General features: G+C 57.9%; 26 protein-coding genes. 17 read left to right on the top strand and 9 right to left on the bottom strand.

Translation table 11 applies throughout. From position 1 onward, the window contains the following. Positions 1–210 precede the first annotated feature (210 nt). The 3 genes from EG886_RS13220 (at position 211) to EG886_RS13210 (ending at position 2,824) form a co-directional block, all read left to right on the top strand. Entirely contained in the window at positions 211–978 is a 768-nt protein-coding gene (locus EG886_RS13220) for a ParA family protein (protein WP_124728581.1), read from the top strand. Continuing rightward, positions 968–1,831, top strand: coding sequence for a ParB/RepB/Spo0J family partition protein (locus tag EG886_RS13215; protein WP_124728580.1), 864 nt, complete (start codon positions 968–970; stop codon positions 1,829–1,831). Before EG886_RS13220 ends, EG886_RS13215 begins: the two co-directional genes overlap by 11 nt. Positions 1,832–2,134: 303 nt before the next feature. Continuing rightward, complete coding sequence (locus EG886_RS13210; protein ID WP_241154329.1) at positions 2,135–2,824, top strand: DUF554 domain-containing protein; 690 nt, start codon at positions 2,135–2,137, stop codon at positions 2,822–2,824. 109 nt (positions 2,825–2,933) lie between these two features. Here EG886_RS13210 and yyaC read toward each other — a convergent pair whose 3' ends face one another. Beyond that, positions 2,934–3,521, bottom strand: coding sequence for a spore protease YyaC (gene yyaC / locus EG886_RS13205; RefSeq protein WP_124728579.1), 588 nt, complete (start codon positions 3,519–3,521; stop codon positions 2,934–2,936). Positions 3,522–3,751: 230 nt separating this feature from the next. On the opposite strand from yyaC, the gene EG886_RS13200 reads away from it, so the two are divergent. The 11 genes from EG886_RS13200 (at position 3,752) to EG886_RS13150 (ending at position 14,256) form a co-directional block, all read left to right on the top strand. Beyond that, positions 3,752–4,369, top strand: coding sequence for a lysophospholipid acyltransferase family protein (locus EG886_RS13200; RefSeq protein ID WP_124728578.1), 618 nt, complete (start codon positions 3,752–3,754; stop codon positions 4,367–4,369). A gap of 575 nt (positions 4,370–4,944) precedes the next feature. Then, positions 4,945–5,157, top strand: coding sequence for a DUF951 domain-containing protein (locus EG886_RS13195; protein WP_124728577.1), 213 nt, complete (start codon positions 4,945–4,947; stop codon positions 5,155–5,157). Between the two features lie 538 nt (positions 5,158–5,695). After that, positions 5,696–6,796 (top strand): redox-regulated ATPase YchF, encoded by a 1,101-nt coding sequence (ychF, locus tag EG886_RS13190; RefSeq protein WP_124728576.1) that lies wholly within the window; start codon positions 5,696–5,698, stop codon positions 6,794–6,796. A 135-nt stretch (positions 6,797–6,931) separates the two neighbouring features. Continuing rightward, entirely contained in the window at positions 6,932–7,225 is a 294-nt protein-coding gene (rpsF, locus tag EG886_RS13185; RefSeq protein WP_124728575.1) for a 30S ribosomal protein S6, read from the top strand. A gap of 51 nt (positions 7,226–7,276) precedes the next feature. Then, the gene (ssb, locus tag EG886_RS13180) at positions 7,277–7,744 is read left to right on the top strand and encodes a single-stranded DNA-binding protein (protein ID WP_124728574.1); all 468 of its coding nucleotides are present in this window, start codon (positions 7,277–7,279) and stop codon (positions 7,742–7,744) included. Between the two features lie 42 nt (positions 7,745–7,786). Beyond that, the gene (gene rpsR, locus EG886_RS13175; RefSeq protein ID WP_033100473.1) at positions 7,787–8,014 is read left to right on the top strand and encodes a 30S ribosomal protein S18; all 228 of its coding nucleotides are present in this window, start codon (positions 7,787–7,789) and stop codon (positions 8,012–8,014) included. A gap of 234 nt (positions 8,015–8,248) precedes the next feature. Further along, the gene (locus EG886_RS13170; RefSeq protein WP_124728573.1) at positions 8,249–8,560 is read left to right on the top strand and encodes a MazG-like family protein; all 312 of its coding nucleotides are present in this window, start codon (positions 8,249–8,251) and stop codon (positions 8,558–8,560) included. A gap of 380 nt (positions 8,561–8,940) precedes the next feature. Next, positions 8,941–10,911, top strand: a complete 1,971-nt coding sequence (locus EG886_RS13165; RefSeq protein ID WP_124728572.1) for a DHH family phosphoesterase — start codon at positions 8,941–8,943, stop codon at positions 10,909–10,911. Continuing rightward, positions 10,908–11,354 carry a 50S ribosomal protein L9 gene (gene rplI, locus EG886_RS13160; protein ID WP_124728571.1) on the top strand — a complete coding sequence of 149 codons (447 nt, stop codon included), beginning with the start codon at positions 10,908–10,910 and terminating at the stop codon, positions 11,352–11,354. Before EG886_RS13165 ends, rplI begins: the two co-directional genes overlap by 4 nt. A gap of 70 nt (positions 11,355–11,424) precedes the next feature. Beyond that, on the top strand, positions 11,425–12,774 hold the full coding sequence (gene dnaB, locus EG886_RS13155) for a replicative DNA helicase (RefSeq protein WP_124728570.1): 1,350 nt from the start codon (positions 11,425–11,427) through the stop codon (positions 12,772–12,774). A 195-nt stretch (positions 12,775–12,969) separates the two neighbouring features. Beyond that, the gene (locus tag EG886_RS13150; protein ID WP_124728569.1) at positions 12,970–14,256 is read left to right on the top strand and encodes an adenylosuccinate synthase; all 1,287 of its coding nucleotides are present in this window, start codon (positions 12,970–12,972) and stop codon (positions 14,254–14,256) included. Positions 14,257–14,351: 95 nt separating this feature from the next. Here the strand turns inward: EG886_RS13150 and rlmH are convergent, their stop codons facing one another. The 3 genes from rlmH to EG886_RS13135 all read right to left on the bottom strand — a co-directional run bounded on the left by rlmH (position 14,352) and on the right by EG886_RS13135 (position 16,499). Then, complete coding sequence (gene rlmH / locus EG886_RS13145; RefSeq protein ID WP_124728568.1) at positions 14,352–14,828, bottom strand: 23S rRNA (pseudouridine(1915)-N(3))-methyltransferase RlmH; 477 nt, start codon at positions 14,826–14,828, stop codon at positions 14,352–14,354. Further along, on the bottom strand, positions 14,825–15,121 hold the full coding sequence (locus tag EG886_RS13140; RefSeq protein WP_124728567.1) for a CxxH/CxxC protein: 297 nt from the start codon (positions 15,119–15,121) through the stop codon (positions 14,825–14,827). The genes rlmH and EG886_RS13140 overlap by 4 nt, the downstream gene beginning before the upstream one ends. A 196-nt stretch (positions 15,122–15,317) precedes the next feature. Beyond that, positions 15,318–16,499, bottom strand: a complete 1,182-nt coding sequence (locus EG886_RS13135; protein ID WP_124728566.1) for a S1C family serine protease — start codon at positions 16,497–16,499, stop codon at positions 15,318–15,320. Between the two features lie 299 nt (positions 16,500–16,798). On the opposite strand from EG886_RS13135, the gene EG886_RS13130 reads away from it, so the two are divergent. Next, positions 16,799–17,032 carry a hypothetical protein gene (locus tag EG886_RS13130; protein ID WP_124728565.1) on the top strand — a complete coding sequence of 78 codons (234 nt, stop codon included), beginning with the start codon at positions 16,799–16,801 and terminating at the stop codon, positions 17,030–17,032. Between the two features lie 309 nt (positions 17,033–17,341). Here the strand turns inward: EG886_RS13130 and EG886_RS13125 are convergent, their stop codons facing one another. The 5 genes from EG886_RS13125 to yycF are packed head-to-tail and all read right to left on the bottom strand — an operon-like array spanning position 17,342 to position 22,845. Next, the gene (locus EG886_RS13125) at positions 17,342–18,148 is read right to left on the bottom strand and encodes an MBL fold metallo-hydrolase (protein ID WP_124728564.1); all 807 of its coding nucleotides are present in this window, start codon (positions 18,146–18,148) and stop codon (positions 17,342–17,344) included. Further along, positions 18,145–18,924 (bottom strand): two-component system regulatory protein YycI, encoded by a 780-nt coding sequence (yycI, locus tag EG886_RS13120; protein ID WP_124728563.1) that lies wholly within the window; start codon positions 18,922–18,924, stop codon positions 18,145–18,147. The genes EG886_RS13125 and yycI overlap by 4 nt, the downstream gene beginning before the upstream one ends. A gap of 17 nt (positions 18,925–18,941) precedes the next feature. Then, positions 18,942–20,327 (bottom strand): two-component system activity regulator YycH, encoded by a 1,386-nt coding sequence (yycH, locus tag EG886_RS13115; RefSeq protein WP_124728562.1) that lies wholly within the window; start codon positions 20,325–20,327, stop codon positions 18,942–18,944. Next, positions 20,327–22,123 carry an ATP-binding protein gene (locus tag EG886_RS13110; protein WP_124728561.1) on the bottom strand — a complete coding sequence of 599 codons (1,797 nt, stop codon included), beginning with the start codon at positions 22,121–22,123 and terminating at the stop codon, positions 20,327–20,329. The genes yycH and EG886_RS13110 overlap by 1 nt, the downstream gene beginning before the upstream one ends. A 5-nt stretch (positions 22,124–22,128) precedes the next feature. Beyond that, on the bottom strand, positions 22,129–22,845 hold the full coding sequence (gene yycF, locus EG886_RS13105) for a response regulator YycF (RefSeq protein WP_124728560.1): 717 nt from the start codon (positions 22,843–22,845) through the stop codon (positions 22,129–22,131). 541 nt (positions 22,846–23,386) lie between these two features. Here yycF and EG886_RS13100 point away from each other — a divergent pair. Both EG886_RS13100 and EG886_RS13095 read left to right on the top strand, forming a co-directional pair. Further along, complete coding sequence (locus tag EG886_RS13100) at positions 23,387–24,142, top strand: YheC/YheD family protein (protein ID WP_164491857.1); 756 nt, start codon at positions 23,387–23,389, stop codon at positions 24,140–24,142. A gap of 218 nt (positions 24,143–24,360) precedes the next feature. Beyond that, a complete protein-coding gene (locus EG886_RS13095; RefSeq protein WP_124728558.1) occupies positions 24,361–24,951 on the top strand; it encodes a hypothetical protein in 591 nt (196 codons plus the stop codon). Positions 24,952–24,955: the final 4 nt, after the last annotated feature.

Here is a 24,955-nt window from a genome sequence, read left to right as displayed (position 1 = left end):
CTTGGGGGCACGGCAAGGCCTCAAAGAGTTGGCAAAAATCCCGGCCGGCAAGTGATTCATCCGGCGACGGGGCAGGTCGGCAACCGGCCGAATCGGAAGAGGCTGCAGGAAGCCTCGTTTTGTTTATTTTGCCGGCTCCGGACGGACCTTCCGTGTCGGCACGGTCCTCCGCTTCCGGTTGTGTGAATGTTGGGGAAATGAGGTGGGAGCATGGGGAAAGTGATTGCGGTGGCCAATCAGAAAGGCGGTGTGGGCAAAACCACCACATCGATCAATCTGGCGGCAGGGATTGCCCGTTTGGGCCGAAAAGTACTGATCGTGGACATCGACCCGCAAGGGAACACCACCAGTGGATTGGGCATCAACAAGGCGGATGTCAAACAGTGCGTCTACAACGTGCTGTTGGATGAGGTGCCGGCCTCCCAAGTGATATTGGAGACCGATACTCCCGGCTTGCACATCATCCCGGCGACCATCCAGCTGGCCGGTGTGGAAATCGAATTGTCACAAGCCATCTCTCGCGAGTTGCGTCTCAAGTGGGCTTTGCAACCGATGAGAGAGGTGTACGATTACATTTTTGTGGATTGTCCACCTTCTTTGGGCATCATCACCTTGAATGCCCTGACGGCGGCCGATTCGGTGTTGATCCCCATCCAGGCGGAGTTTTATGCTTTGGAAGGGCTGGGGCAACTGTTGAACACCATCCGGCTCGTACAAAAACACTTGAACAAGCACCTGGAGATTGAAGGGGTGCTGTTGACCATGTTTGACGCACGAACCAACTTGTCGGTTCAGGTGATGGATGAAGTGAAGAAATACTTCCAGAAGAAAGTGTACGAGACCGTGATTCCCCGCAATGTTCGTCTGAGCGAAGCTCCCAGTCACGGCCAGCCGATCATGACGTACGACGGTCGCTCGCGGGGAGCGGAGTGTTACATGGAATTGGCGAAGGAAGTGGTGATGATGAATGAGCGGTAAAGGACTGGGCCGGGGATTGAATGCCCTTTTCACCCAAGTGGATGTGGATGAGCGGGATCCCGTCAGCGAAGCCGAGCTGTCCGAACTTCGACCCAATCCGTATCAACCGCGGAAAAACTTTGACGATGAGTCGCTTCGGGAGCTGAGTGAATCGATCCGGCAACATGGAGTCGTGCAACCGTTGGTGGTTCGGAAAAGCATCCGCGGATACGAAATCGTGGCCGGTGAACGACGGTTCCGCGCCGCCAAGTTGGCCGGTCTGGAGCGTGTGCCCATCGTCGTCAAGGAATTCACCGATGAACAGATGATGGAAATCGCTCTGGTGGAGAACCTGCAGCGGGAAGATCTGAACCCGATGGAAGTGGCTCATGCGTACCAAAAACTGATGAAACATTTGTCCATCACTCAGGAAGAATTGGCGGAACGGGTCGGCAAAAGCCGCCCGCATGTGGCCAATTTCCTTCGTCTTCTGCAATTGCCTCCGGACATTCAGGATGATGTTTCACGTGGAACATTGTCCATGGGGCATGCCCGGGCTCTGTTGGGATTGAAAGATCCGGACCTGATGAAGAAGCTGGCGGAAAAAGTGATCAAGGAGCAAGCCAGTGTCCGGCAGCTGGAGGAGTGGGTGCAACAACTCAACCAAACGGCTCCCAAAAAGGAGAAACCGGCCCGTCCGGCCGAATCCTCTCCCAAAATCAAACGGTATGAAGAGATGTTGCAGGAAGCGTTCAGCACGCCCGTGCGCATCAAGCACGGACGGAAAAAAGGACGCATCGAGATTGAGTATTATTCGGAAAAAGAACTGGAGCGTCTCGTGGAACTGTTGCAGCAGGAGCACTGGTTCCAGTGATCGGAAAATACGGACATTCCCTCTGACCAGGCGGAAATCGCCGCGGCCGCAGGTTCGGCGGTCCGGTTCGAATTCATGTTCAGGGAGGGGACGTGCTCCCGGGAAAGATGCCGACCATTCATCGCGGACGGGCGGCTTCTTGCGAGCGCCTGTGCAGGTCTTCTGTGGCGGAGCAGGGAGCGGTCTCCGGGGAAACTTGTCAACGGAAACGTGTCAACTGCTTACGGGAGGAGTCCGGCTCCTCTCTTTCTTTTGTCCTTGACCGGGATGAAAGGATGACGGCGGAAATGGAGGGAAAGCAGGTTGCTGCTCGGAACGGTTGTCAATGCGCTGTTGATCTTGGCCGGAACGATGATCGGCCGGATGTTCCGGAATTTGCCGGAACACGTTCACCGCACCATCATGCACGGCATCGGGCTGGTGGTGGTGCTGATTGGCTTGTCCATGGCGCTCAAAACGGAAAAAATGTTGTCCGTGCTGATCAGCATGGCGGTGGGAGGAGCATTGGGAAGCGCGCTCGCGTTGGAAGACCGTTTGAACCGTTTCAGTGAAAACATGGAGAAACGCTGGGGAGGCAGCGGCGGACTGTCCACCGGATTTGTGGCAGGGACTCTCGTCTTTTGCGTGGGACCCATGGCCATCTTGGGCAGCTTGGACAGCGGTTTGCGGAATGATCATTCGATTTTGTTGACCAAATCCCTGCTGGACGGATTTGCCTCGATCGTTTTCGCATCGACGATGGGGTGGGGGGTTCTGTTTTCCGCGGTGCCGGTGTTTCTCTACCAAGGACTGATGACCGTGGGGGCTTCCTGGATCACCGCCTGGATTCCGGGGGATGTGCTGGAGATGATCATTCAGCAGGTGACGTCCACCGGTGGACTGTTGATCATGGCGATCGGCACCAATTTGCTGGGGATCACCCGGATCCGCGTGGCCGATTTCCTGCCTGCTCTCGTATTGACGGCCATCGCCGCTCCCTGGGTTTCTTTCTGAAGCGTGACAAGCCCCCTGGCGAACCGTTCATCGGACCGCAGGGGGTTGTCTTTATGCCGGGAACGGCCGGCTGTTTTCGGGACGGAACGGGAGATTTTCGGCGGTTTGGTCAGTGCAGGGGAATCCGGGTTCGATCCACGGCCTTGATGATGGCGGAAGCGATCACTTCCGCCATGTTCATCACCAGGCTGAGCCGGGTGTTCTGCAACACGAAGTACTCCATGAACCCGGAGACGTTCACGATTCCCGTGATATGGATATCGCCCACTTCAGGCAGCTGTTTGTTGACGCCTGCGCCGGGTTTGACCGGTCCCGGACCGACCTGGATCCAGCCGACACTGCGCGATTGTCCGAGGCATGCGTCCACGGCGATCACCAAGGCATCGGGATGGCGTTCCCGGATGGTTTCCAGGGTCGATGACAGGTTGAGCGCATGCACGGGTTCATCCAATGTCCCGTACACGCGGAATCGGGGGCGGGGATGACGGGACAAAAAACTGCCGACGAGCGGACCGAGGGAATCGCCGGTCGACCGGTCCGTGCCGATGCAAACACAGATCAATTCGGCGCAAGGGCCGTGCCTTTCCAGCAAGGAAGCAAGTTGTTCGGAAAAGTGAAGGTCGGCATCCGGCCAGGAATGCTGAACACGGTACGGGAACTCGAAAGAGCTCTCTGCAGCCTGTTGAACATCTCTCATGGCTCGTCCCTCCGGAAAAAAGTTCCTTACCAGTATACGGCTGTTTCGCCCCGTTTATACGCTCCGCTTTCAGGCAGTTCTCCCAATTCGCCCTTTTCCCGTTGAAACGGGCGGGGGAATGGCAAAGAATGTCTGTTTTGTCCGTCAGTTTCGAAATATAATGAAATGGGAAACGTTGATGGGAGCTGGACGATTTGTTCACCCAAAAACCGGAGACTGGAGGGCCTCCTGTGATCAAACGGGTGTTGAAACAGCTGCTTCGGGGATTTGTGCGTCTGTACCATCGGAGCCGGATGGAGGGACTGGACCGGATGCCGGACGGTTCCCTGATCATCGTCGGCAATCATGTCAGCTATCTCGATTCGTTTTATTTGGGAGCGCTCTGCCCCAGAGACATCCATTTCATGGCACGGGCCGAGTCGTTCGTCAATCCGTTGAGTCGACGGTTTTTGCGGATGGCGGGCGCGTTCCCGGTCAATCGGGCCAAACCGGAGATCCACACGATGCGAACGGCGCTGAGGCTGCTTTCCGAAGGAAAAGTGGTGGGCATTTTTCCCGAAGGCGGAATCCGGGGGGACAACACGTTTGAGGAGTTGAAGCAGGGAGCGGCGTTTCTCGCCGTGCGGGCGCAATGTCCGGTGATCCCCGTGTTCATCGATGGAACGGAGCGTGCGCTGCCGCCCGGAAAGTGGTGGATTCGCCCCGCAAAGGTGACGATCCGCTTCGGAACGCCGATCCACCCGCCCAAATCGGGAAACGTCAAGGAACGGCAAGAACAGATGACCCAAGCCATCCGGCATTCATTGATCACGCTGAAGAGTGCCGGCAATGAAGTTCTCACCGGGTGAAGGCATGGAGGGCTGCCCAAGTCGGTTGGAAGTCGGTGGAACGGACCGGGAAGCGCCCCTGACGGAAGCGATGCGGTACAGCGCTCCGAAGCGAATCATCGACGCATCACCCGCTTGAACTTTGTCCGCTCATGGTGTCGGAGGCATCCGTGGCCGTCTCGCGGCATGAGTTTCAGACCCTCGGCGAATGTTCCCCGGCCCCGTCGTTTCGGACCTTGCCCGTCATGCGTGACGGAACCGGAGAGGGAAGACGCTTCCCTTGGAAAAGCTGCGCTCCGGGCGTTGTAAGTCGACCGGCGAACATTTAAAATACGAGGTATGGTGAAGATGGATCGAAACCGGCAACCCACATGGCGAAGGCTTTGCCGGAAAGAGGAGAACCCGGCCGTTCCCGGACGGGGGACCTGCACCGGAGGACGACCTCTTTGAGGCAGCCCGAATGAATCCGGTTTCGCCCGGTTCCGTCGAAGCCGCTTGCACGGTTTGGGTCGTTCGTTCTTCAGGATCCGGTTGGAACCGAAAAAGTCGAAGAGTGTGTCGCCCGATGCAAATTTCCGTGAGAGAGTGATCGACGATTGCAAAGGAAAGAGTTCGGTCTCGGTGACATCGTTGAAATGAAAAAGCCCCACCCGTGCGGAACCAACCGGTGGAAAGTGATCCGCATGGGGGCGGACATCCGCATCAAATGCATGGGGTGTGACCACAGTGTGTTGCTCCCCCGAAGCCGGTTTGAAAGCCGGATGAAAAAAGTGCTGATCCCCGCCGGACAGGAAGAAACAGAGGCATGATCCGGCTGGACGGGATCCGTGTGCGGAAGGGATCATCCGTTCGGCGGAACGGACCGTCTTCCCGGCTCCCGGATTGGAACGGAGCGGGCGGACGGTCCGGTTTCATGTTCGCCTGCCGTCCGTCCGTCGGGGGATGAACCGCCCGTTGACGCCGCCGCGTCTTTCTCCGGGCCCCGCCGCGTGAGGCGGAAACCCTTCAAAGCCGTGGCCGGATTTCCGGTGAACCGGGGAGCACGTGCGGAAGACGACAGGCACCGATGTTCCGGATATGCCCGGAAGCGGACGGATGCTTTTCCGGCAAGCGGTGAACGGGCATCGGACGGGAACGGGCGAAGTGGACGACGGACAAGACACCTCCGAAGCCGGACTTCGCGGCGCTTTCGTTTTGGGACGACGGGGGGCGACGTCCCGGGCTGCCGGGACATGAGGACGTGTGGGCGGTTTGCTATGCGATTGAGCATCTTTTTCATTCATATCAGCCTGTGTTTATATAACTTCTGAAACAAGCATTTATACAATAAAATGGAGGAAAGTTGTCATGGCACTCGCTACTGGAATCGTCGGATTGCCCAATGTGGGGAAATCCACCCTGTTCAACGCCATCACCAAGGCCGGGGCGGAATCGGCCAACTATCCGTTTTGCACGATCGAGCCCAACGTGGGCGTGGTGGATGTGCCGGACGAACGGCTGGACAAGCTGTGCGAACTGGTGAAACCGCAGCGGGTCGTGCCCACTTCGTTCCGGTTTGTCGACATTGCCGGTCTGGTCAAGGGGGCCAGCCGGGGAGAAGGTCTGGGCAACAAATTCCTGTCCCACATCCGGGAAGTGAACGCCATCATTCACGTGGTGCGCTGCTTCGAAGACGGAAACATCACGCACGTGGCCGGGAAAGTGGATCCGGCGGCCGACATCGAAACGATCAATCTGGAATTGGTGCTGGCCGATCTGGAGACGGTGGAACGCCGTTTGGAGCGCCTGGCCCGTCAGAAGAAGAGCGGAGACAAGGCGGCCCTCAAGGAGTACGAGATCCTGTCCCGCCTGCAGCCGCTGCTCGCGGAAGGGAAACCCGCCCGTGCCGCCGGGCTGGATTCCGAAGAGAAAAAAGTGATCCGCAGCCTCAACCTGCTCACCATGAAAAACGTGCTCTACGCGGCGAACCTGAGCGAGACGGACATCGCCGATCCCGAATCCAATCCGCACTACCGCACGGTCCTGGACATCGCCGCATCGGAAGGTGCCGCCGTCGTGCCGATCAGCGCCCAGGTGGAAGCGGAAATCGCCGAGCTGGACGAAGAGGAGCGCAAAGCATTTCTGGAGGAGCTCGGGCTGGAAACATCCGGGCTTGACCGGCTCATCTCCGCCGCATACCGGCTTCTCGGCCTGATCACTTATTTCACCGCCGGGGAAAAGGAAGTGAGGGCGTGGACGATCCGGGAAGGCACCAAGGCTCCCCAGGCGGCCGGCGTGATTCACAGCGACTTTGAGCGGGGATTCATCCGGGCCGAAGTGGTTTCGTACAAGGACCTGGTCGCCAGCGGGTCCATGGCCGCCGCCCGTGAAAAGGGGCTGCTGCGTCTGGAAGGCAAGGATTATGTGGTGCAGGACGGGGACATCATGACCTTCCGGTTCAACGTGTGAGCCTGGATCGGAGAATTTGCGGGAATCATTGATTCTTCCCGGGCAATTTGCTAAAATACAATATCGTATGCAACAGTGGCTCCTTGCTCTGCCTGACGGGCAGGGCCGCTAGTCCAGAAGGAGGTGTAACGGATCATGGTACACAACTACGAACTGATGTTCATCGTGCGTCCGGATGTGGATGAGGAAACCCTCAAGGCTGCCCGTGAGAAAGTGCAAAGCACCATCGCGGCAAACGGTGGGGAAATCACCGACGTGCAGGACATGGGCAAGCGTCGCTTCGCCTATGAAATCGACAAATTCCGTGAGGGCATCTACACGGTGTACAAGTTCAAGGCGCCGACGACCGTGGTGAAGGAACTGGATCACCTGGTTCGCATCACGGACAACATCATGCGCCACCTGATCATCAACCTCGACGAAAAGTGATCGATTGCGCATAGACAGTGGGTTGGATCTCTGGAAAAGGGAGAGGATCGAATGATCAATCGGGTCATCCTGGTCGGCCGGCTTACCCGCGATCCCGAGCTCCGGTACACACAGAGCGGAGTGGCCGTGGCCCGGTTCACCCTGGCGGTGGACCGCAATTTCGTGAATCAGCAAGGAGAACGGGAAGCTGATTTCATCAACATCGTCACCTGGAGAGCTTTGGCGGAACGATGTGCCACCTATCTCAAAAAGGGCTCGCTCGCCGGTGTGGACGGACGGCTCCGGACGGGCAAGTACGAAAACCAGGAAGGGCGTACCGTGTACACGACGGAAGTCGTTGCCGATGACGTACGCTTTCTCGAACCGAAAAGCCGCAGCGAATCCATGGCTTCCGGCTTCGGAGGCGGGAGCGCTCCCGGGATCGGAGGCGGCTCTTACGGCCGTGGCAAACCTGCGGATGACCCCTTTGCCGATGACGGACAACCCATTGACATCTCTGACGACGATCTGCCTTTTTGAGTTTCGGAAACCCATCCCGTTTGACGGAAGGAGGCAGCAACCATGGCTCGTCGCCGCGGAAACAAGCGCCGCAAGGTGTGTTATTTCACGGTCAACAAGATCGACTACATCGACTACAAAGATGTGGATCTGCTGCGCAAGTTCATCAGCGAGCGCGGAAAAATCCTGCCGCGCCGCGTGACCGGCACCAGCTCCAAATATCAGCGTCAGCTGACCCGTGCGATCAAGAGAGCCCGCCAAATGGCTCTCCTGCCGTACACCAACGACTGATGGCCCCGGCCGCCTGACCCGGATCGTTCGCCGGTCCGGCCGAACGGTCGCCTTCGGTCAAAGAGCGAAAAGGGATTTCAGGGAGAACCGGACGACTCCGGAAACCCTCCTGAAATCCCTTTCTGCTATCAGCGTCCCCGCTCTTTTTTTCCCGAAGGCAGGAAAAGAATGGTTCATTGTGGAATCCTCTCCAGGAATTGGATGTGTGGAAAGAACGGAGAAGGAGTGGACCCAATGAGCCGGCCGGAACGCGGAATCCAATTTGCCAAAAGCATCAAGGTGGTCGATTGGCTGAAAACGGAGATCCTCGACCAAGTCGCCAGCTTGTTCAAGGGAATCCACCACGCCAGCCAGAGCGCGATGATCGACAGTCTTTCCGGACTGGTGATTTCCATTTATGTTTTGGCCCGGCGAATGGGCTTTTCCTTTCGTGAACTGGATCAGGCGGTCGTTCACAAGGCGAGGGACCTGGCGCAAAACGGTCACCAACTGGAAGAATGGTATGGCGATTTGTCCGCCCTGGATGAATACGTGAGCAAACGGTGAACCGCGGGGAATCCGGCGGGATCTGACACCGTCGCGAACGCGGGGGGGTTGCTCCCTGCGGGAGATTGGCGCCGGCACATTCGGGCGGCCAACGCCGTCTTCGCCGGGTCGGGAATTCCCCATCAACGGTCGCCGGGGAGATGACAAGGGAAAACGAAGGCTTGGGCGATGACCGGGAACATGACTCCGCGTTTGCGGGCGATTCCCAAGGGGTTTCGCCTTTTTCTTTGTCTTCCGCCGTTTGCGTCCGGTTTGTCCGTGACGGAAAAAAGGCGCGCAGCCGGGGGCAGTTGCCCACGGGAAGATCTGGGGTAAAATAATGAGTAATGGCTTGGTCATGACAGGTCAGAACCGCGAGCATCCAGTTTGAGGGGATTGATATGCCGAAATTCGTCATACAGCGCTGGCACGGCTATCACATGATTTTTGCGATGTGTTTCAGCTTGGTGTTGATCGCCCTTTTGTCCACATACCGTTGGGAGTACGGAGTCGTGGGGCTGGTGTTTTTCACGGTTCTGGCCGGTGTGATTTACCGTGCGGAACGGGCTTTTCGGAGAGATTTCACCGAATATGTCTCCACGCTCTCGGAACGGGTGAAAAGTGCCGGACAAACGGCCATGCACCGTCTTCCGGTGGGAATCGTGCTCCATGACCGGGACGGGCGCATCGAGTGGCACAATCCGTATGTCCAGGAAATGGTCGGGCGCGGAAAATGGATCGGGATGCCTTTGGAGGAAGTCTTTCCGGAGTTGAAAAAGGAACCCGATGATCCGGACCGGCCCTGGACGGTGAAGATCGGTGAGAGAATCTATCAGGTGATTCGTCAGGAGGAGGAACGCCTCTTCTATTTTCGTGACATCACGCGCGTGGAGGAGCTGCGGCAAGAGATCGAGGACGAACGGACCGTTCTCGGATTCGTTCATCTGGACAACTTCGATGAATCGGGGCAAGGGTTGTCCGACCAGGAAAGCACCCTGCTTCTGTCCAACGTGACCGGAGCCATTTCCAAATGGGCGCGTGAGCATGACATCACCTTGAAACGAATTGACACGGACAAGATGTTTTTTGTGACCCGCCAGGCATCCCTCGAAAAGCTGATCCGTTCCAAATTCGAGATCCTGGATGTGGTGCGGGAGATCACCCGGCAAAACAAGATTCCCATCACGCTCAGCATCGGCGCTTCCAGCTGGGGAAACACCCTGTTGGAACGGGCGCAAAACGCCCAGGCGGCGCTGGATGTGGCTCTGGCCCGCGGCGGGGATCAGGCGGCGGTTCAGAAAGATGAACAATTGGTGTTCTTCGGAGGAAAGACCAACGCGGTGGAGAAACGGACACGGGTGAAGGCGCGCGTGATTTCCCACGCCATGAGCAACCTGATCCGGGACAGCAACCGCGTTCTGGTGATGGGCCACACGCAGCCCGACATGGACGCGCTCGGGGCGGCGATCGGTGTGGTCAAGTTCGCCAGGCTTCACGATTGCGAAGCCTTTATCGTGCTGGATGAGGAAAACCCCTCGATCGAACGGCTGGTGGCCGCCATCCGGCAGCACGAATACCTCGGGGACGCCCTCGTGGCGCCCGACAAGGCACTGGCTTGGGCGGATGATCCGGAGACGCTGGTGGTGTTGGTGGACACGCACAAACCGTCTTTGGCCATCGACCCGCGCATTCTGGAGAAGGCCGGTCGGATCGTGGTGATTGATCATCACCGCCGGGGGGAAGATTTCGTCAAAGATGCCGTATTGGTCTATTTGGAACCTTATGCGTCCTCGACGAGCGAATTGGTCACCGAGCTTTTGCAATACCAGGAGAAACGATTGTCGATGGATACCCTGGAGGCGACGGCGCTTTTGGCCGGCATTGTCGTCGATACAAAGAACTTCGCGTTCCGGGCCGGATCCCGGACCTTCGAGGCGGCTTCCTATCTGAGGCGGCACGGGGCCGACCTGATGATGGTCCAGTCCCTGCTCAAGGAGGATCTGGACCAGTACGTGAGACGGGCCGAATTGATCAAAAACACCCACATCCTGTTCGGCGACATCGCCGTGGCCACGGGCGGCGACGACGAAGTCTACGATCAACTGCTCATCGCCCAGGCGGCCGACACGCTTCTGAACATGCAGGGCATCCGCGCATCATTTGTGATCGCCCTGCGGGATGACGGAAAAGTGGCCGTCAGCGCCCGGTCGCAGGGAGAGTTGAACGTGCAGCTCATCATGGAAGAGTTGGGAGGAGGAGGGCACCTCACCAACGCGGCCTGTCAGTTCAAGGGGATGTCACCCGCGGATGTCAAAAGCCGGCTGGTGGAAGTGCTCAAAGAGAATTTGGAATCCGGGGGGATGGAGAAATGAAAGTGATCTTGCTGGCGGATGTGAAAGGAACGGGCAAAAAAGGGGAAGTCAAGGAAGTGTCCGAGGGGTATGCCCGCAATTTCCTGATTCCGAGAAAGCTGGCCATTCCCGCCACGGACGGCAACCTGAACGCGCTGAAGGACCGGAAGCAGCGTGAGGAGCGCAAAAAAGAAGAAGAGTTGAAGAAGGCGAAAGAACTCGGCGAGAAATTGAACCAATTGACCGTTCGTCTCACCACCCGTGCCGGAGAAGGAGGACGCGTCTTCGGCTCGATCACGTCCAAACAGATCAGCCAGGCGCTGAAGCAACAGCACAACCTGGACGTGGACAAGAAAAAAATCCAGCTCGGCGAGCCGATTCGCTCGCTGGGCGTGACCAAGGTTCCGGTGAAACTTCATCCGGAAGTGACCGCCACGTTGTCCGTTCATGTCGTGGAAGAGTGAATCGGGAAACAACCGGTGATCACCCCGGTCCGCCGGGGTGCTTTTTTTCCGGAAGAAGGGAGGGAGAAACGTGAGCGAGCTGTTCGCCGACCGTCTGCCGCCGCACAGCCTGGAAGCGGAGCAGGCGGTGTTGGGGTCGATTTTCCTGGAGCCTTCCGTCATTTATCAGGTGACGGAACGGATTCGCCCGGAGGATTTTTACCGGCAGTCCCACCAAAAACTGTTTCAGGTGATGGTGGAATTGGCGGAACGGGGAGAACCCGTCGACCTGGTGACCCTGACCGCGGAACTCAGGGACCGCAAATGGTTGGAAGAGACGGGCGGATTGTCATACCTGACCGAGCTGTCCACGGCGGTCCCCACGGCGGCCAACGCGGACTACTATGCCCGAATCGTGGAAGAAAAAGCGATCTTGCGCCGGTTGATCCGCACTGCCACCCAGATCGCCGCCAGCGGTTATGCGGGCGGGGAGGAGCTGGGGGAACTCCTGAACGACGCGGAGCGACGCATTCTGGAGATTTCCCAGCGGCGGATCAAGGGAGCCGGTTTCGTGTCCATCCGTGACGTGCTGATGGAATCCTATGAGCAGATCGAGGCCCAGCATTTCAACAAGACCGGCATCAGCGGCATTCCCACGGGCTTCGTCGATTTCGACAAGATGACGTCCGGCCTGAAAGGTTCCGAATTGATCATTCTGGCCGCCCGGCCGAGCATGGGGAAAACGGCCTTCGCCCTCAATCTGGCGCAAAACGTGGCCGTTCGTCAGGGGAAAACCGTGGCCATTTTCAGTCTGGAGATGTCGGCGTCCCAGCTGGTCATGCGGATGCTGGCGTCGGAAGGCAACATCGACGCACAGGCGTTCCGGACCGGCAATCTGGACGAAGAGGACTGGGAAAAGCTGACCATGGCGATGAGCGCGCTCAGTGAAGCTCCCGTCTTCATCGACGACACTCCGGGCGTCACCGTGTTTGATATCCGCGCGAAACTGCGACGGCTCCAGGCGGAACATGGATTGGATCTGGTGGTGATCGACTATCTGCAGCTGATCACCGGACGCGGCCGGGAGAGCAGGCAGCAGGAGATTTCCGAGATTTCCCGTTCGCTCAAGCTGATGGCCCGGGAATTCGACGTGCCGATCATCGCGCTGTCCCAGCTCTCGCGCGCCGTGGAGCAGCGGCAGGACAAGCGGCCGATGCTTTCGGACCTCAGGGAATCGGGGTCGATCGAGCAGGATGCCGACATGGTGTGTTTTCTGTACAGGGATGATTATTACAACGAGGAATCGGAGAAGAAAAACATCGCGGAACTGATCATCGGGAAGCAACGGAACGGTCCCGTCGGCAAGGTGGAACTCTTGTTCCTGAAAAACTATGCCAAATTTCTCAGCCTGGAGATTCGAAATTCGGGGATTCCCGAATGATCCGCTCCCATGGCCGGCACGGAGCCGGCCTTTTGTTTTTCGGGGGATGTCGGCCGGACAATCGCATCGAACAATGGATCGGTAATTTTCGTGAATGTTCGTCTTTGTTGACATTCCCGGATCCTGTTGCTACAATGAGCGTGGTCTTTGAAACGAAAGTGCGGAAGTCAGGAGCCGCTTGAGGGGGATCGATCCATGTCCACCGTGGTTGTCGTCGGCACCCAATGGGGCGATGAAGGAAAAGGGAAAATCACCGACTTTCTGGCTGAGCGGGCGGAAGTCGTCGCCCGTTACCAGGGAGGGAACAACGCGGGTCACACCATCGTCTTCGGAGGAACCCGTTACAAACTGCACATGATTCCGTCCGGGATCTTCTACAGGGACAAGATTTGTGTGCTGGGAAACGGCATGGTGATCAATCCGGATGCACTGGTCCGGGAGTTGGATGAACTGCATGCTCAGGGGATTTCCACGGAAAACCTGCGCATCTCCGACCGTGCCCACGTGATCATGCCGTATCACCTTCGCCTCGATCTGGCGGAGGAGAAGCAGAAGGGCTCGGCCAAAATCGGGACCACCGGCAAGGGGATCGGTCCGGCATACATGGACAAGGCAGCCCGAACGGGAATCCGGGTCGCCGACCTGATGGACAAGGATCTGTTCGCGGCGAAACTGAAAAAGAACCTGGAGACGAAAAACCGGATCCTCGAAAATCTGTACGGGGAACAGGGGTTCACCTTTGAGGAGATTTACGGTCCGTATCTGGAGGCGGCCGAGCGGATGCGTCCTTACGTCACGGACACGTCGGTCGTGCTGAATGATGCCATTGATCAAGGCAAACGGGTGTTGTTCGAAGGCGCCCAAGGCGTCATGCTGGACATCGACCAGGGAACCTATCCGTTCGTCACCTCGTCCAATCCGGTGGCCGGCGGAGTCTGCATCGGTTCCGGCGTGGGCCCCACCAAGATCCATCAGGTGATCGGCGTCGCCAAGGCCTACACCACGCGGGTCGGAGACGGACCGTTCCCGACGGAGCTGCAGGACGAAACGGGTGACCGCATCCGCGAAGTCGGTCGCGAATACGGAACCACCACCGGACGGCCCCGCCGTGTCGGCTGGTTTGACAGCGTGGTCGTGCGCCATGCCCGGCGGGTGAGCGGCATCACCGGTCTGTCGCTCAACTCGCTGGACGTGCTGACCGGGCTGGATACGGTCAAAATCTGCGTGGCCTACGAATATGAAGGGCAGCGCATCGAACACTATCCGGCCAACCTGGAGATGCTGAAAAAGTGCAAACCGATCTATGAGGAGTTGCCGGGCTGGAAAGAAGACATCACCGGTGCCTCCAGCATTCATGATCTGCCGATCGAGACTCAGCATTATATCGAACGGATCACGCAGCTCACCGGGATTCCGCTGGCGATTTTCTCGGTGGGACCGAGCCGCGATCAGACCATCCAGGTCCGTCCGGTGTGGACTTGAGGGTTCCCGTTCTCCGCATCCCGTTCAGGGATGCGGAGTTTTTTTGTCACCGGATGGAAACGGGCGGAACACGAAAACAAAGACGGGGAGAGACGCTATTTGTGGTAGGTCTCTCCCCGGTTGATTTTGAAGGCACGGTAAATCTGCTCCAGCAGGAACACGCGGATCAGCTGGTGAGGGAACGTCATTGCGGAAAAGGAAAGGGCGAAGTCGGACCGCTTCCGGACATCGTCGGACAATCCGTGGGAGCCGCCGATCACGAAGGCGATCCGGCTGTCACCGTAGGTTGCGAGGCGATCCAGCCGTTCCGCAAATTGTTCGGAAGACAACGATTTGCCGTCCACTTCCAGGGTGATGACGCGGGTTCCTTCCGGGAGGTGCCGGAGGATCCGTTCTCCTTCTTTGGCCAGCAGTCGGCGGATGTCCGCGTCGTGAACGGGGTCTTCCTTTTCCTCCGGCACTTCGATCACTTCGACGCGCGCGTAAGCCCCCAGACGCTTCAGGTATTCATCGCAAGCCGCTTTCAGGTACTTTTCCTTCAGCTTGCCCACGGCGACAATCCGGATGTTCATGAGGCGTTCGCTCCGTTCTTCACCGCTTTGCGGGCATCCGGCCCTCCGCCTTCTCCGGGGCCCGCCTCCGTCGTCACTTCCACCCGGTAGCGGGCCGGACCGCCGCACCAAAAACAGGACGCGGCTTCTCTGTCTTCAAGCAGGGACAGATCCGGGGCGGTTCCGCTGGCATCGATCGCTTCATCGAGGGCGGCGTCCACATCTTCTCCACAGGCAAACCAAACGGAGGTTTCCGCTTCCCCCGCGGTTGGCTCATCCAAGGATTGTCGGGCTTTTTCAGGAATTCGGCTCATGATTTCACTCCAATTTCACAGAAAGTTATTCATAGGTTATCCACATTGTCCACAGAAACCATTTCCCTGCCGCCGGGGCTCATCGTCCGGACCATGGAATCTTTTTTCGGACATGGGGGGTGGACGGACCGGGAGGATCCGGTTTTCACGGCGAACAGGAAAAGCTCCGCCGGGCACGACCGGCGGAGCTTGACGATCACTCGACCCCTCTCGGCGCTCTCACCAGTTTCATGGTGGTGGAGCGTTTTTGACCGTCACGGTAGAAGGTCACGTTCAAGGTGTCCCCGATCTTCTTGTTTTTGTACAGATAACGACGCAATTCGGAGCCGTTGTTGACGGGCTGGTTGTCGAGCGCGACGATCACGTCCCGGGTGCGGAGTCCGGCAAGATCCGCCGGATATCCGGCATCCACGTTGCGGACGACCACGCCTCCGGTGACCGTGTCGGGGAGATCGAGGGCGGCCCAGACGGAGGGGGAAAGCCGTTGCAGGTCGACCAGTCCGACCCCCATGTACGGGCGGGGCACTTCGCCGTGACGAATCAGGTTCTCGATGATCGGGCGGGCGTCATTGGACGGAATGGCAAATCCCAAACCCTCCACGCCTCTCTCGGCGATTTTGAGCGTGTTGATTCCCACCACCTGGCCGGCGATGTTGAGCAGGGCTCCGCCACTGTTGCCGGGGTTGATGGCGGCATCCGTCTGAATGACGTCGGTGGACATGTTTTCGTTGACGTCGATCGTCCGCCGCGGAGAGCTGATCACACCGACGGAGACGGATTGTCCGAGTCCGAGCGGGTTGCCGATGGCGATGGCCGGTTCTCCTGCTTGGAGCGTGTCGGAGTCACCGAATTCGGCAACGCTGGTGACGTGACGGCCGTCAATCTCCAATACGGCCAGGTCCGTGATCGGATCGGAACCCAACACGCGGGCGTCCACTTCCTGTTTTTTCCCGTCCTCTCCGGGAAGGACCACCTTGAGGCGGGTACCGTTCTCAATGACGTGATAGTTGGTGACGATCCGGGCTTTGTCTCCCGACTTTTCGAAAATGATGCCGGATCCCGTGCCTTGTTGGACCATGTCGGGATTGAACGGATCATTCGATTGTCTCATGTTGATGATGGCCACGATCGCCGGTTGCGCCTTTTTGACCGCTTCGGTGATGGTGGAGGTCACCTGCACCTTGGCCGACACCGTGGGACCGGTGATCCGGGGGGATTGTCCTTCGGAAGGCAGGGCGAGAAGACCGCTGCGCACGAGAGACGGGATGGCAAGCAGGACCATCGCACCTCCGATCACCGCGGAAAGGATGCTGATCAGAACGGGTGAGACCGTTTGTTTTCGGTTCGCTTGTCCGTCCGTCTGGTCATAAAATCCCATTCGGTTCCCTCCTGATCGATGGTTTGAATCACCGGCGGTGGCGATCGGGATGCCGGAGCGCCGCCGATGCCCGGGAAGAAAGGTCGGCGGAGAGACGGAATCCCGGGCGCCCGTGCCGATGGTTAGCATGTAACCGGTTCAACGGTATTATACTAAATGCGCTTTCTTTGGTGTAACAAAACGCGCCACCGTTCATAAACGTTTGATATTCCCGGGGAGGCCGGTTATGGAACATAGGAAATTGGAAGAGAATGATAGAAAATATGGTTAATGGAAACACAGGTTGGGAGATGGGATTCATGGGCAGTGAACACCGGCACCCCCCGGATCGGTTCCAGGAGTTGGAGATCGGAAGTCAACTGGCGGACCTGAAACTGAATTTTTACCAGCAGAGTCTGTTGCTCACGGCCCTGTTGGATCTGCTCATCGAAAAGGGGCTGGTGCGCAAGGAAGAGATCGCGCTGATGGCGTCAAACATCGACCGGGAACTGTCGACGGAACTGGGGCCTCCTCCCGGTGACGACAAACAATGAGAGATTCTTCAGCTCCGCCATGTCAGGCGGAGCTTCCGAATGAAGGCCGGCCGGGCATGTCGCCTTGCCGGTCTTTGCCTGTTTTCAAGCCGGAATGCATGCGGTCCGTACCCCGGCAGGAAAGGGAACCCTTCCTTGAGCGACCGTTTCTTTCAGCGATCGTCCCGGCCGGGTCGTTATGTGAGTGCGGTCTCGGGAATCTCGCTTCATGGAAGCCTGATGGTTCCCGTGGAGGAAAGACCCGAGAGGGCGCGATCTCCCGACGGAACGCGGTCTTTTCCCGCCAGCATCGGTGCCCGTGCCCGGATCTTATTTCCGAACGGTCTGTCGCACTTCGCGAAGAGGGGTGGGCCGGTCGTCGTGGGTGGCGCAGAGTTCAACATCCCGTCCGATGTGAAAACCGGCGTCTTCCAGGATGTTTCGGACCGTCAGGTGGGCCAGTTCGGTCATGTTGTTTTCCTTGCTCAGGTGCGCGAGGTACACCTGTTCCCCGATGCCCTGCAGGATCTCGGCCAGTGCCTCTCCGGCATCTTCGTTGGAGAGATGGCCCAAGTCCCCCAGGATGCGCCGCTTGACATTCCAAGGGTACGTGCCCATGCGCAGCATTTCCGTGTCATGGTTGGTTTCCCAAATCAGGGTGTCCACTCCCCGGACCCGGTCGATGACGCGTCGGCTGGCATATCCCAAATCGGTGACGATGGCCAGGGTTTCCCGACCGTGACGAAGATGATAACCGACCGGTTCGGCCGCGTCATGGGAAATCGGGATCGATTCGACCACCAGATCATCCAGTTCCAGCGTGGTGCCGGTTTCGAACAAATGCACCAGTTCCCCGGGAATTTCCCCCACGGCGGAGGGGAGCGCTTTCCAGGTGGCTTCATTCATGTAGACCGGAATCCGGTGACGGCGGGCGAGAACCCCCAGTCCCCGGACGTGGTCGATATGCTCATGGGTGACAAAGATGGCGGACAGCGTGGAAGGATCCGCGCCGACGGATTCCATCCGCCCGGCCAGCTGTTTGCCGCTGAGACCCGCATCGATGAGAATTCGTCGACGGTCTGTCTCGACAAACAGGGAATTTCCGCTGCTGCCGCTGGCAAGCACGCTGAATTTCATGGCTGTCTCGTCCCTTTTTCTTCGGTTTCCTGATCACGCGGTTCGGCTTCCACTTCCTTGAACGTTCGGGCGTTGAGGAACAAATCCTGGTTCAAATTCTCGACGCGGAAGCGGTAATAGGGGACAAGGATGGACTCATCCCCCGTTCCCCGGGCTTTCGCCCGGTATCCCAAATCCACGGACGTGATGACGGAGCCTTTTTTCAGGCTCCAGTTGGTCAGCAGATGATACAGGGCCGTGTCCAAGGTCATCAGTTCGACCGGCTGAAGTTTGACCGATTCATAATGGACCACCCGGACGGATTGAACCCGGTTTCCGCTTTTCAGTTGGACTTCCAGCGTGGCGTCGAAGATGTACCGCCCTTCCACCAACTGATTGTACACCACCCGGGATCCCCGGGACAAAGAGAGCTTGTATTCCGAAAACCAGGGAACGGTTCCCTTGAGAAACTTTTCAAGATCCCTGAAATCGCGGACGACCGGAGCGTCCGGGAATTCGCGGGTGTAGCCGCCCCGTTCGTCTTTCTTCCACTCCGGCCCCATCGGGGTGATGTTCGCCTGATAGGCGACCAGGGAAGTGGGGAAGGACGTGTTTTGGTCTTTCGACAGGGTGATCCGGTTTTCCCGCATCATCTGGTCCACCTGTTCCCGGTTGATGTTGTCGGTCTCCATCAGGTTGGAGGTTTGCTGCATGGTCTGGACCAGCTGGGCTCCGAGAAACAGGTTGAGGATCAGAAAGGTGACGATCAGGATGGATTTGGCTTTGCTCCAATCCAATGTCCGGCTCCCTCCCTTCAGCGCGAAGTGATGAACAGGGGCTCCCGATGTTCCGTGAACACCACCCAGGTCGGTTCCAAGGTGACCCTTTTTCCGTCCGAAGACGGTTTGGCGAAATACGCCGGAAGAATTTGCAGGATGCTGGAAAGGGGCACCTTTTCCGAGGACAGTCGATTCAGGATCTCTTGTTTGCCGGGAAGCCGGCTTTCCGATTCTTGGGGATTGTCCCTCAGATACAGCAAGGATCGGGAGTACCTGCCCACTTCTCCGGAACCGGCGCTGAGCAGCATCACGTCCGGCGTGATCCCGTCGGTGCCCGGTGCATCCCAGTACACGGGGAATCCCCGGACGAACAGCCGGAACCGGTATTCCGTGATCCGCGATTCGGTCGGTTCCGTTTCGTCCAGCAGCCAGTTTCCGGTCCACCCCCGGTGCCTCTGGATGAATCCGTTGATGGTGTCAAGGTCCCCGCTTGCGGACGTGGTGGATGCGTGATCGGGCCGGACGGAGGTGTCATGGTAAGTGATGAAACGGCCGTTTTCGTTCCAGGTCAGCATCTTTTCATTGCTGATGTAGACGTGTTCTCCGGGTTTCAGGTTGATCGGCTCTTCATCGTGGCCGGTGAACAGCCAACTTTTCATGTCGTCGATCCGGATGGCGCTGAGCGGGAACACCAGCCGGGGAACGGGGATCTCCTTTTCGGGGAGATAGAGAACACGGGAAAACGGTTGCTTGTCCGCCGCCGGGTCCCACGGGGGGTGTTCCCCGGTTTGCACCGCCGCAAGGGGAATTCCGGAGGCCTTGGCGACTTCCGCCGACAGCGATTTGTCCTTCAATTCCACTTCCGCCTGAACGATGAGTTGCCGGCTGTCGGAGACAAACCAGATGAATGTCTTTCCGGCGGCCGGATCTTCAAAAAACCAAACCCGGCTGACGGTGGTCAGCCTTCGTACCTCCTGGTTGTGGCGGATGGTTTCCAGGAAAAAGGCATCCAGTTCGGAAACGGGCAAATCCCTGGGATAGACCAGCTCCACACCGGTCGTTTGGAAGAACAGCTTTTTCCACGCTTCCGCGTTCGGCTTGGAGATGCTCCTGATGTCTTCCAGCGAGGCGGTGCGCAGGAAGGAAGTGAGGGACTGGTAAGCGTCCGATTCCGGATGCAGCCGGAAGTGCGTGCCGTTTTTGTGAACGATCAGCTGATAGGGGGAAGCCAGTTGCCAAGGCAGCTTCCGGTTGTAGTTTCCGTCGTTGAAAATGTAGGGCGGCATCGTTCCCGTTTCAAACGGATCCATCGTCCGGGTGGGGGCGCTGCTGAACCACAGAAAACCGGTCTGAACGAAACTGATGACGACCAGAAAGACCAGTGCCGCCGTCTTCGCGGGTTCGATCCATTTGTTCTTCATCACGACCACCTCCCGCTGACCGTGGGCAGGGTGAAGGTGACCAACGTCCCTTTTTTCCAGACGCTTTCGATCCGGATGTCCCCGTCATGGGCGCGGATGATTTCCCGGGCAATGGCCAGACCCAGACCGGTTCCGCCCAACTCCCGCGAGCGGGCCTTGTCCACGCGGTAAAACCGTTCAAAAATGCGGCCCAGATCTTTTTTGGGGATGCCGATCCCCGTGTCCGCCACGCCGACCTCCACCATTCCGTCGGGACGCGTGCGGGCGGTGATGGCGATCGATCCGCCTTCGGGAGTATATTTGACCGCATTGGAAATCAGATTGTCCAGCACCTGGTCGATCTTGTCCCTGTCCGCGTAGACCCGGCGAATTCCCGGGGGAACGTACAGCGTCAGATCGATCGATTTCTGACGGCACTGGAAGGTAAAGCGCTGGTACGCATCGTCCAGCAACTCCAGGGTGGACAGGGGACGCTTTTGAAAGCGTTCCTTCCGCGCATCCAGCCGGGACAGGGTGAGCAGGTCCTGAATCAGTCGCGTCATCCGGTCGGCTTCCTGCCGGGTCACCTTCAGGAAACGGGTGGCCAGCTCGGGCTCATGGACGGCCCCGTCTTCCAGTGCTTCCAGATAGCTCTTGATCGTGGTGAGCGGGGTGCGGAGCTCATGGGAGACGTTGGCCACGAATTCCTTGCGCTGACGATCCAGTTTTTCCTGTTCCGTCACGTCCTCCAGCACGGCCACCAGGCCGGTCATTCGGTCATCCCCTCCCATTTTGACCGGGGTCAGGGTCACCTTCAAAATCGTCGGCTCCCCGTCCTGCGTCTCCCATTCGAGGAACAGGTGCCGCTCTTCACGGAGCGGAAGGCGAACCGGTTCGGTCAGAGGAAGCACGGATTCCAGCGGTTCTCCCAGCTGAATGCGACGCTCCAGCAGATTCTCGGCCCGGAGGTTTTTGACGATCACCCGGCCGTCGCCGTCGGTGGCGATCACCCCGTCGCTCATGTTGGCCAGCACGGACTGCAGTTTCTCCGTCTCTTCTTCTTTCTGTTTCAGCGCCACTCGCAGATGGGCGGCGAGATGATTGAACGCCATGGCCAGCCGGCCGATTTCATCCCCGCTTTTGACGGACACCTGCCGGTCGAAATCCCCGGACGCCATGGCCGTCGCCTGTTCGGTGATTTCCTTGACCGGGGACGTGATGGTTCGGGCAAGAATCACCACCAGAAAGCTGGTCAGAACCAGGGCGAAGAACGTGATCTTGATCAGGATCTTGCTGATGTCGCGGATGGTTTTGTATGTCTTGTCCAGCGGCATTTCGATCTGGATGGCGCCCACCCGTTTTCCGCCGTCCACCAGTTGGAGAATGTATCCCTGATAATCGACGCCTTTGGCCGCGTTCCAGGTTCTGTAGATGGTTTCCGGCTTTTGGACGTTGAAGGGGAAGGCGGGGCGCACAAAGTCCGGCTGTTGCTGTTTGGCGGTGGATGCGATGACGAAGTTGTTTTTGTCGATGACCCGGATTTCCGCATTTTTGAGAAACCGGAACGTGTCAAGCAATTTGCTGATTTCTTTTCGCTTCTCGTTGTCGGAGGTTTTGCGGCTCAGCTCGGTTTTCACGTACTGGCTGAGCCGGCCGGCCTGCAGGCGAAGGTCGTCATTCACGTCCCGGATGAGGTATTCCTCCAATTCCCGGAAGAAATAGACACCGATCAGTTGCAAAGCCGTGATGATGAGCAGGATGTAAATCACGACCAGTTTCCACTGAACGCTGTTGACGAGACGCATCCACTGTTTCAAGGAAATCACCGGTCCGACCGGGGATCGCGCATGGTGTAACCGATGCCGCGCCGGGTGATGATGTATTTGGGTGCGCTCGGGTCATCCTCGATCTTTTCCCGCAGCCGGCGAATGGTCACGTCCACCGTGCGGACGTCGCCGAAGTAGTCATATCCCCAAACGGCCTGCAACAGGTGCTCCCGCGTCAACACCTGTCCTTCATGCCGGGCCAGATACAGAAGCAGCTCAAATTCGCGATGGGTCAGGTCGATGACCCGGTCTTTTTTGGTGATGACGAAGCTGGACGGATCGATCCGGATGTCCCCCACCGACAGAGTGGAGGACGATTTTTGCGGCTTGGCCGATTCCGTCATGCCCGTCCGCACCCGGCGGAGATTCGCCTTGATCCGGGCGAGCAATTCCCGGTTGCTGAACGGTTTGGTGACATAGTCATCGGCTCCCATCTCCAGGCCGAGCACTTTGTCCAGTTCCGAATCCTTGGCGGTCAGCATGATGATGGGAAATTGATGGTGCTGCCGGATCGATCTGCAAACCTCGATGCCGTCGGCGCCCGGCAGCATCAGGTCCAAAAGCATCAGGTCCGGCGGCTGTTCGGTGGCTTTTCGGATGGCTTCCAGTCCGTCATGGACGCATTCCACCGTGTATCCCTCTTTTTCCAGGTTGAAGCGGAGAATGTCGGCGATGGGTTTTTCGTCTTCCACCACAATGATTCTGGCGCTCATGAAACGGGCCTCCTTCCGGAAGAAGATGATCTTTCCAGGATCGGCATCGCGGCGAAAGGCGGCCGCCTGCCGGTATGGTGTCGATGGCTGCCCCGGCGCCCTGCGGTGCCGGTTCAAAGTCTTCATGGAACGTCCGGTCGTTCGGACGGTTGCCCCGGAGCGGAAAGCGGCCTCGTGCCGCGGAAACCGCGCGGGTCTTCCGGGCTTGTCCGCTTTGCGCATCCGTCGTGAATGAGGATATCAACATTTTCCCATAATACGTCTTTCGGCACAATTGTCAGAGGATTGACCGTTGCGGAGAATCGGAAAAAAATGGGCGGGCTGTCGGCCGCGGGAAGAATATGATACGTCAAGAGCGATGACAAACGGGACCGCCGCCGGCAATCAGCCGCGCCCTGGACAGCATCGGGGCGGAAGAAACGGGGGATGGCGGATCTTGCGGTTTGTCGATGAACTCCGGAAATTTGTCGAACACGGGGGTACGGAACCGGAGATCCTGTTCCCCGGGGCCGGTCCGCCCCCGTTCGGAAGGGGAGCACGCATGAGAAAAAGAGGTTTGGGAAACCGGGAGATCGCCAGCAAAATGTTGAAAACGTGGGCGATGGCGAAAAATCCCTCCTTGCGAAGGCACATCCCGGAAACCTGCTGGTATCGTCCGGAAGCGCTCGGCGACATGCTCTCGCGTCACGGATTCGTGTTTCTCAAGCCGGACAAGGGAGGCGGAGGCGGAGGAGCCATCCGGCTCCGGATCCTCGGAAGCGGGGACGTGGAGCTCAAGACTCTGAAGCATACGCGTGTGCTGAAACCGGGAGATTCGATCCGTCGGGTGGAACAATGCATGATCCCCGGCAAGAGATACATCATTCAGCAGGGGATTCGTCTGGCCACGGTCAAGGGACGTCCGTTTGACATTCGGGTTCACTTGCAGAAGGTCAAGGGGGAATGGCTGGTCCTGGGCATGTGCGCCAAGGTGGCCGCTCCCGGAAAGATCGTGACCAATCACTGCAAGGGCGGCCAGCCGATGGAACCGGAGGAAGCCGTGAGAATGGCGAGCGGCAGCTCCTTTCGGGCTCGGGAGGTGACCGACGAGCTTCATGCATGTTCGCTCGACATCGCTAAAACATTAAATCATTCTTTTAAGGGAATCCGTGAATTGGGGATCGATGCCGGGCTGGACGAAAATTTCCTCATTTGGATATTTGAGGTAAACACCAGACCGGATTTCAAAATGTTTCGCTACTTGAAAGATCGATCGGTCTGGCGGAAAATCCGGGATATGCACCGCTTGCTCCAATGAGCAGGCGGTTTGTTTTTTTACAATGCCTTTGAACTTTTTATTCCGAACATTTCCGCTTGGACAGGCAAGCAAACACGCTCAGAATGTTTTTTTCGTTTCCGAGCATATATAACAGGATTCGACAAAGTATTCCCGTTGACGGATTTTATAATGAACTGCTACGATTTACATGAATTCAGGTTATTTGAAAATTTACAACCAGCGGAGGTGCTTTTCGGATGTCTTCGATTACTGTCGGTGTATATCTCGGAAAAAAGGATCGTCTGGTCCGTTACTGGTATGAAATCCTGCCCAAAGGCCAATTTCCGATGCTCGTGAAATACTGCATCCAGTCCTACCTGCGCAACAACTACTTCCCGCTCCAGTCCATCTGCGACGCGAGAGTGCTCAGGGAGCAGATCCAGAAGAAAGCCGAATACGTTCCCACCCAGCGGAATGTCACGTTCACGCCGGAAGACGGCCCGGTGTATCAATGGATCAAGGGGCTTGAAAGCGGTTACCGCAGCGAGGAGATCAAAAACATTCTGAAAGAGACCGTGGTTCACACCCTGCTGAACGACCAGCCGATGTACCCGGTGCGTCCCGTCGCCGGTCACGCCTTCACCGGCATGGAAGCGCATGAGCCGGTCGCAAGCTATTATCCCTATGGGGAAGAAGCACAAAAAGTGGCCGTGTTGAAACGGGAGCAGCCTTTGATGGACGAGCCTTACACCGGATGGGAAATGAGACACGTGCCCGGCATGGAGCGTGAAGGGGACAAGGAAAAAGTCGTGAAAGGATTCAATCACCTCGTCAACTATCTGGGATGATCGA

The organism is Staphylospora marina, assembly GCF_003856495.1.
GTDB classification, from domain to species: Bacteria; Bacillota; Bacilli; order Thermoactinomycetales; family Thermoactinomycetaceae; genus Staphylospora; species Staphylospora marina.
This window is presented reverse-complemented; position numbering and strand designations above follow the sequence as displayed.

Bases quoted from the DNA above. Each gene is read 5' to 3' on its own strand.
- EG886_RS13220 (WP_124728581.1), top strand. From the start codon at position 211: ATGGGGAAAGTGATTGCGGTGGCCAATCAGAAAGGCGGTGTGGGCAAA.
- rplI (WP_124728571.1), top strand. From the start codon at position 10,908: ATGAAAGTGATCTTGCTGGCGGATGTGAAAGGAACGGGCAAAAAAGGG.
- yyaC (WP_124728579.1), bottom strand. From the start codon at position 3,521: ATGAGAGATGTTCAACAGGCTGCAGAGAGCTCTTTCGAGTTCCCGTAC.
- EG886_RS13150 (WP_124728569.1), top strand. From the start codon at position 12,970: ATGTCCACCGTGGTTGTCGTCGGCACCCAATGGGGCGATGAAGGAAAA.
- rpsF (WP_124728575.1), top strand. From the start codon at position 6,932: ATGGTACACAACTACGAACTGATGTTCATCGTGCGTCCGGATGTGGAT.
- EG886_RS13140 (WP_124728567.1), bottom strand. From the start codon at position 15,121: ATGAGCCGAATTCCTGAAAAAGCCCGACAATCCTTGGATGAGCCAACC.
- EG886_RS13170 (WP_124728573.1), top strand. From the start codon at position 8,249: ATGAGCCGGCCGGAACGCGGAATCCAATTTGCCAAAAGCATCAAGGTG.
- rpsR (WP_033100473.1), top strand. From the start codon at position 7,787: ATGGCTCGTCGCCGCGGAAACAAGCGCCGCAAGGTGTGTTATTTCACG.
- EG886_RS13165 (WP_124728572.1), top strand. From the start codon at position 8,941: ATGCCGAAATTCGTCATACAGCGCTGGCACGGCTATCACATGATTTTT.
- yycH (WP_124728562.1), bottom strand. From the start codon at position 20,327: ATGAAGAACAAATGGATCGAACCCGCGAAGACGGCGGCACTGGTCTTT.
- yycF (WP_124728560.1), bottom strand. From the start codon at position 22,845: ATGAGCGCCAGAATCATTGTGGTGGAAGACGAAAAACCCATCGCCGAC.
- rlmH (WP_124728568.1), bottom strand. From the start codon at position 14,828: ATGAACATCCGGATTGTCGCCGTGGGCAAGCTGAAGGAAAAGTACCTG.
- ychF (WP_124728576.1), top strand. From the start codon at position 5,696: ATGGCACTCGCTACTGGAATCGTCGGATTGCCCAATGTGGGGAAATCC.
- EG886_RS13100 (WP_164491857.1), top strand. From the start codon at position 23,387: ATGAGAAAAAGAGGTTTGGGAAACCGGGAGATCGCCAGCAAAATGTTG.
- EG886_RS13135 (WP_124728566.1), bottom strand. From the start codon at position 16,499: ATGGGATTTTATGACCAGACGGACGGACAAGCGAACCGAAAACAAACG.
- EG886_RS13095 (WP_124728558.1), top strand. From the start codon at position 24,361: ATGTCTTCGATTACTGTCGGTGTATATCTCGGAAAAAAGGATCGTCTG.
- EG886_RS13125 (WP_124728564.1), bottom strand. From the start codon at position 18,148: ATGAAATTCAGCGTGCTTGCCAGCGGCAGCAGCGGAAATTCCCTGTTT.
- EG886_RS13130 (WP_124728565.1), top strand. From the start codon at position 16,799: ATGGGCAGTGAACACCGGCACCCCCCGGATCGGTTCCAGGAGTTGGAG.
- ssb (WP_124728574.1), top strand. From the start codon at position 7,277: ATGATCAATCGGGTCATCCTGGTCGGCCGGCTTACCCGCGATCCCGAG.
- EG886_RS13215 (WP_124728580.1), top strand. From the start codon at position 968: ATGAGCGGTAAAGGACTGGGCCGGGGATTGAATGCCCTTTTCACCCAA.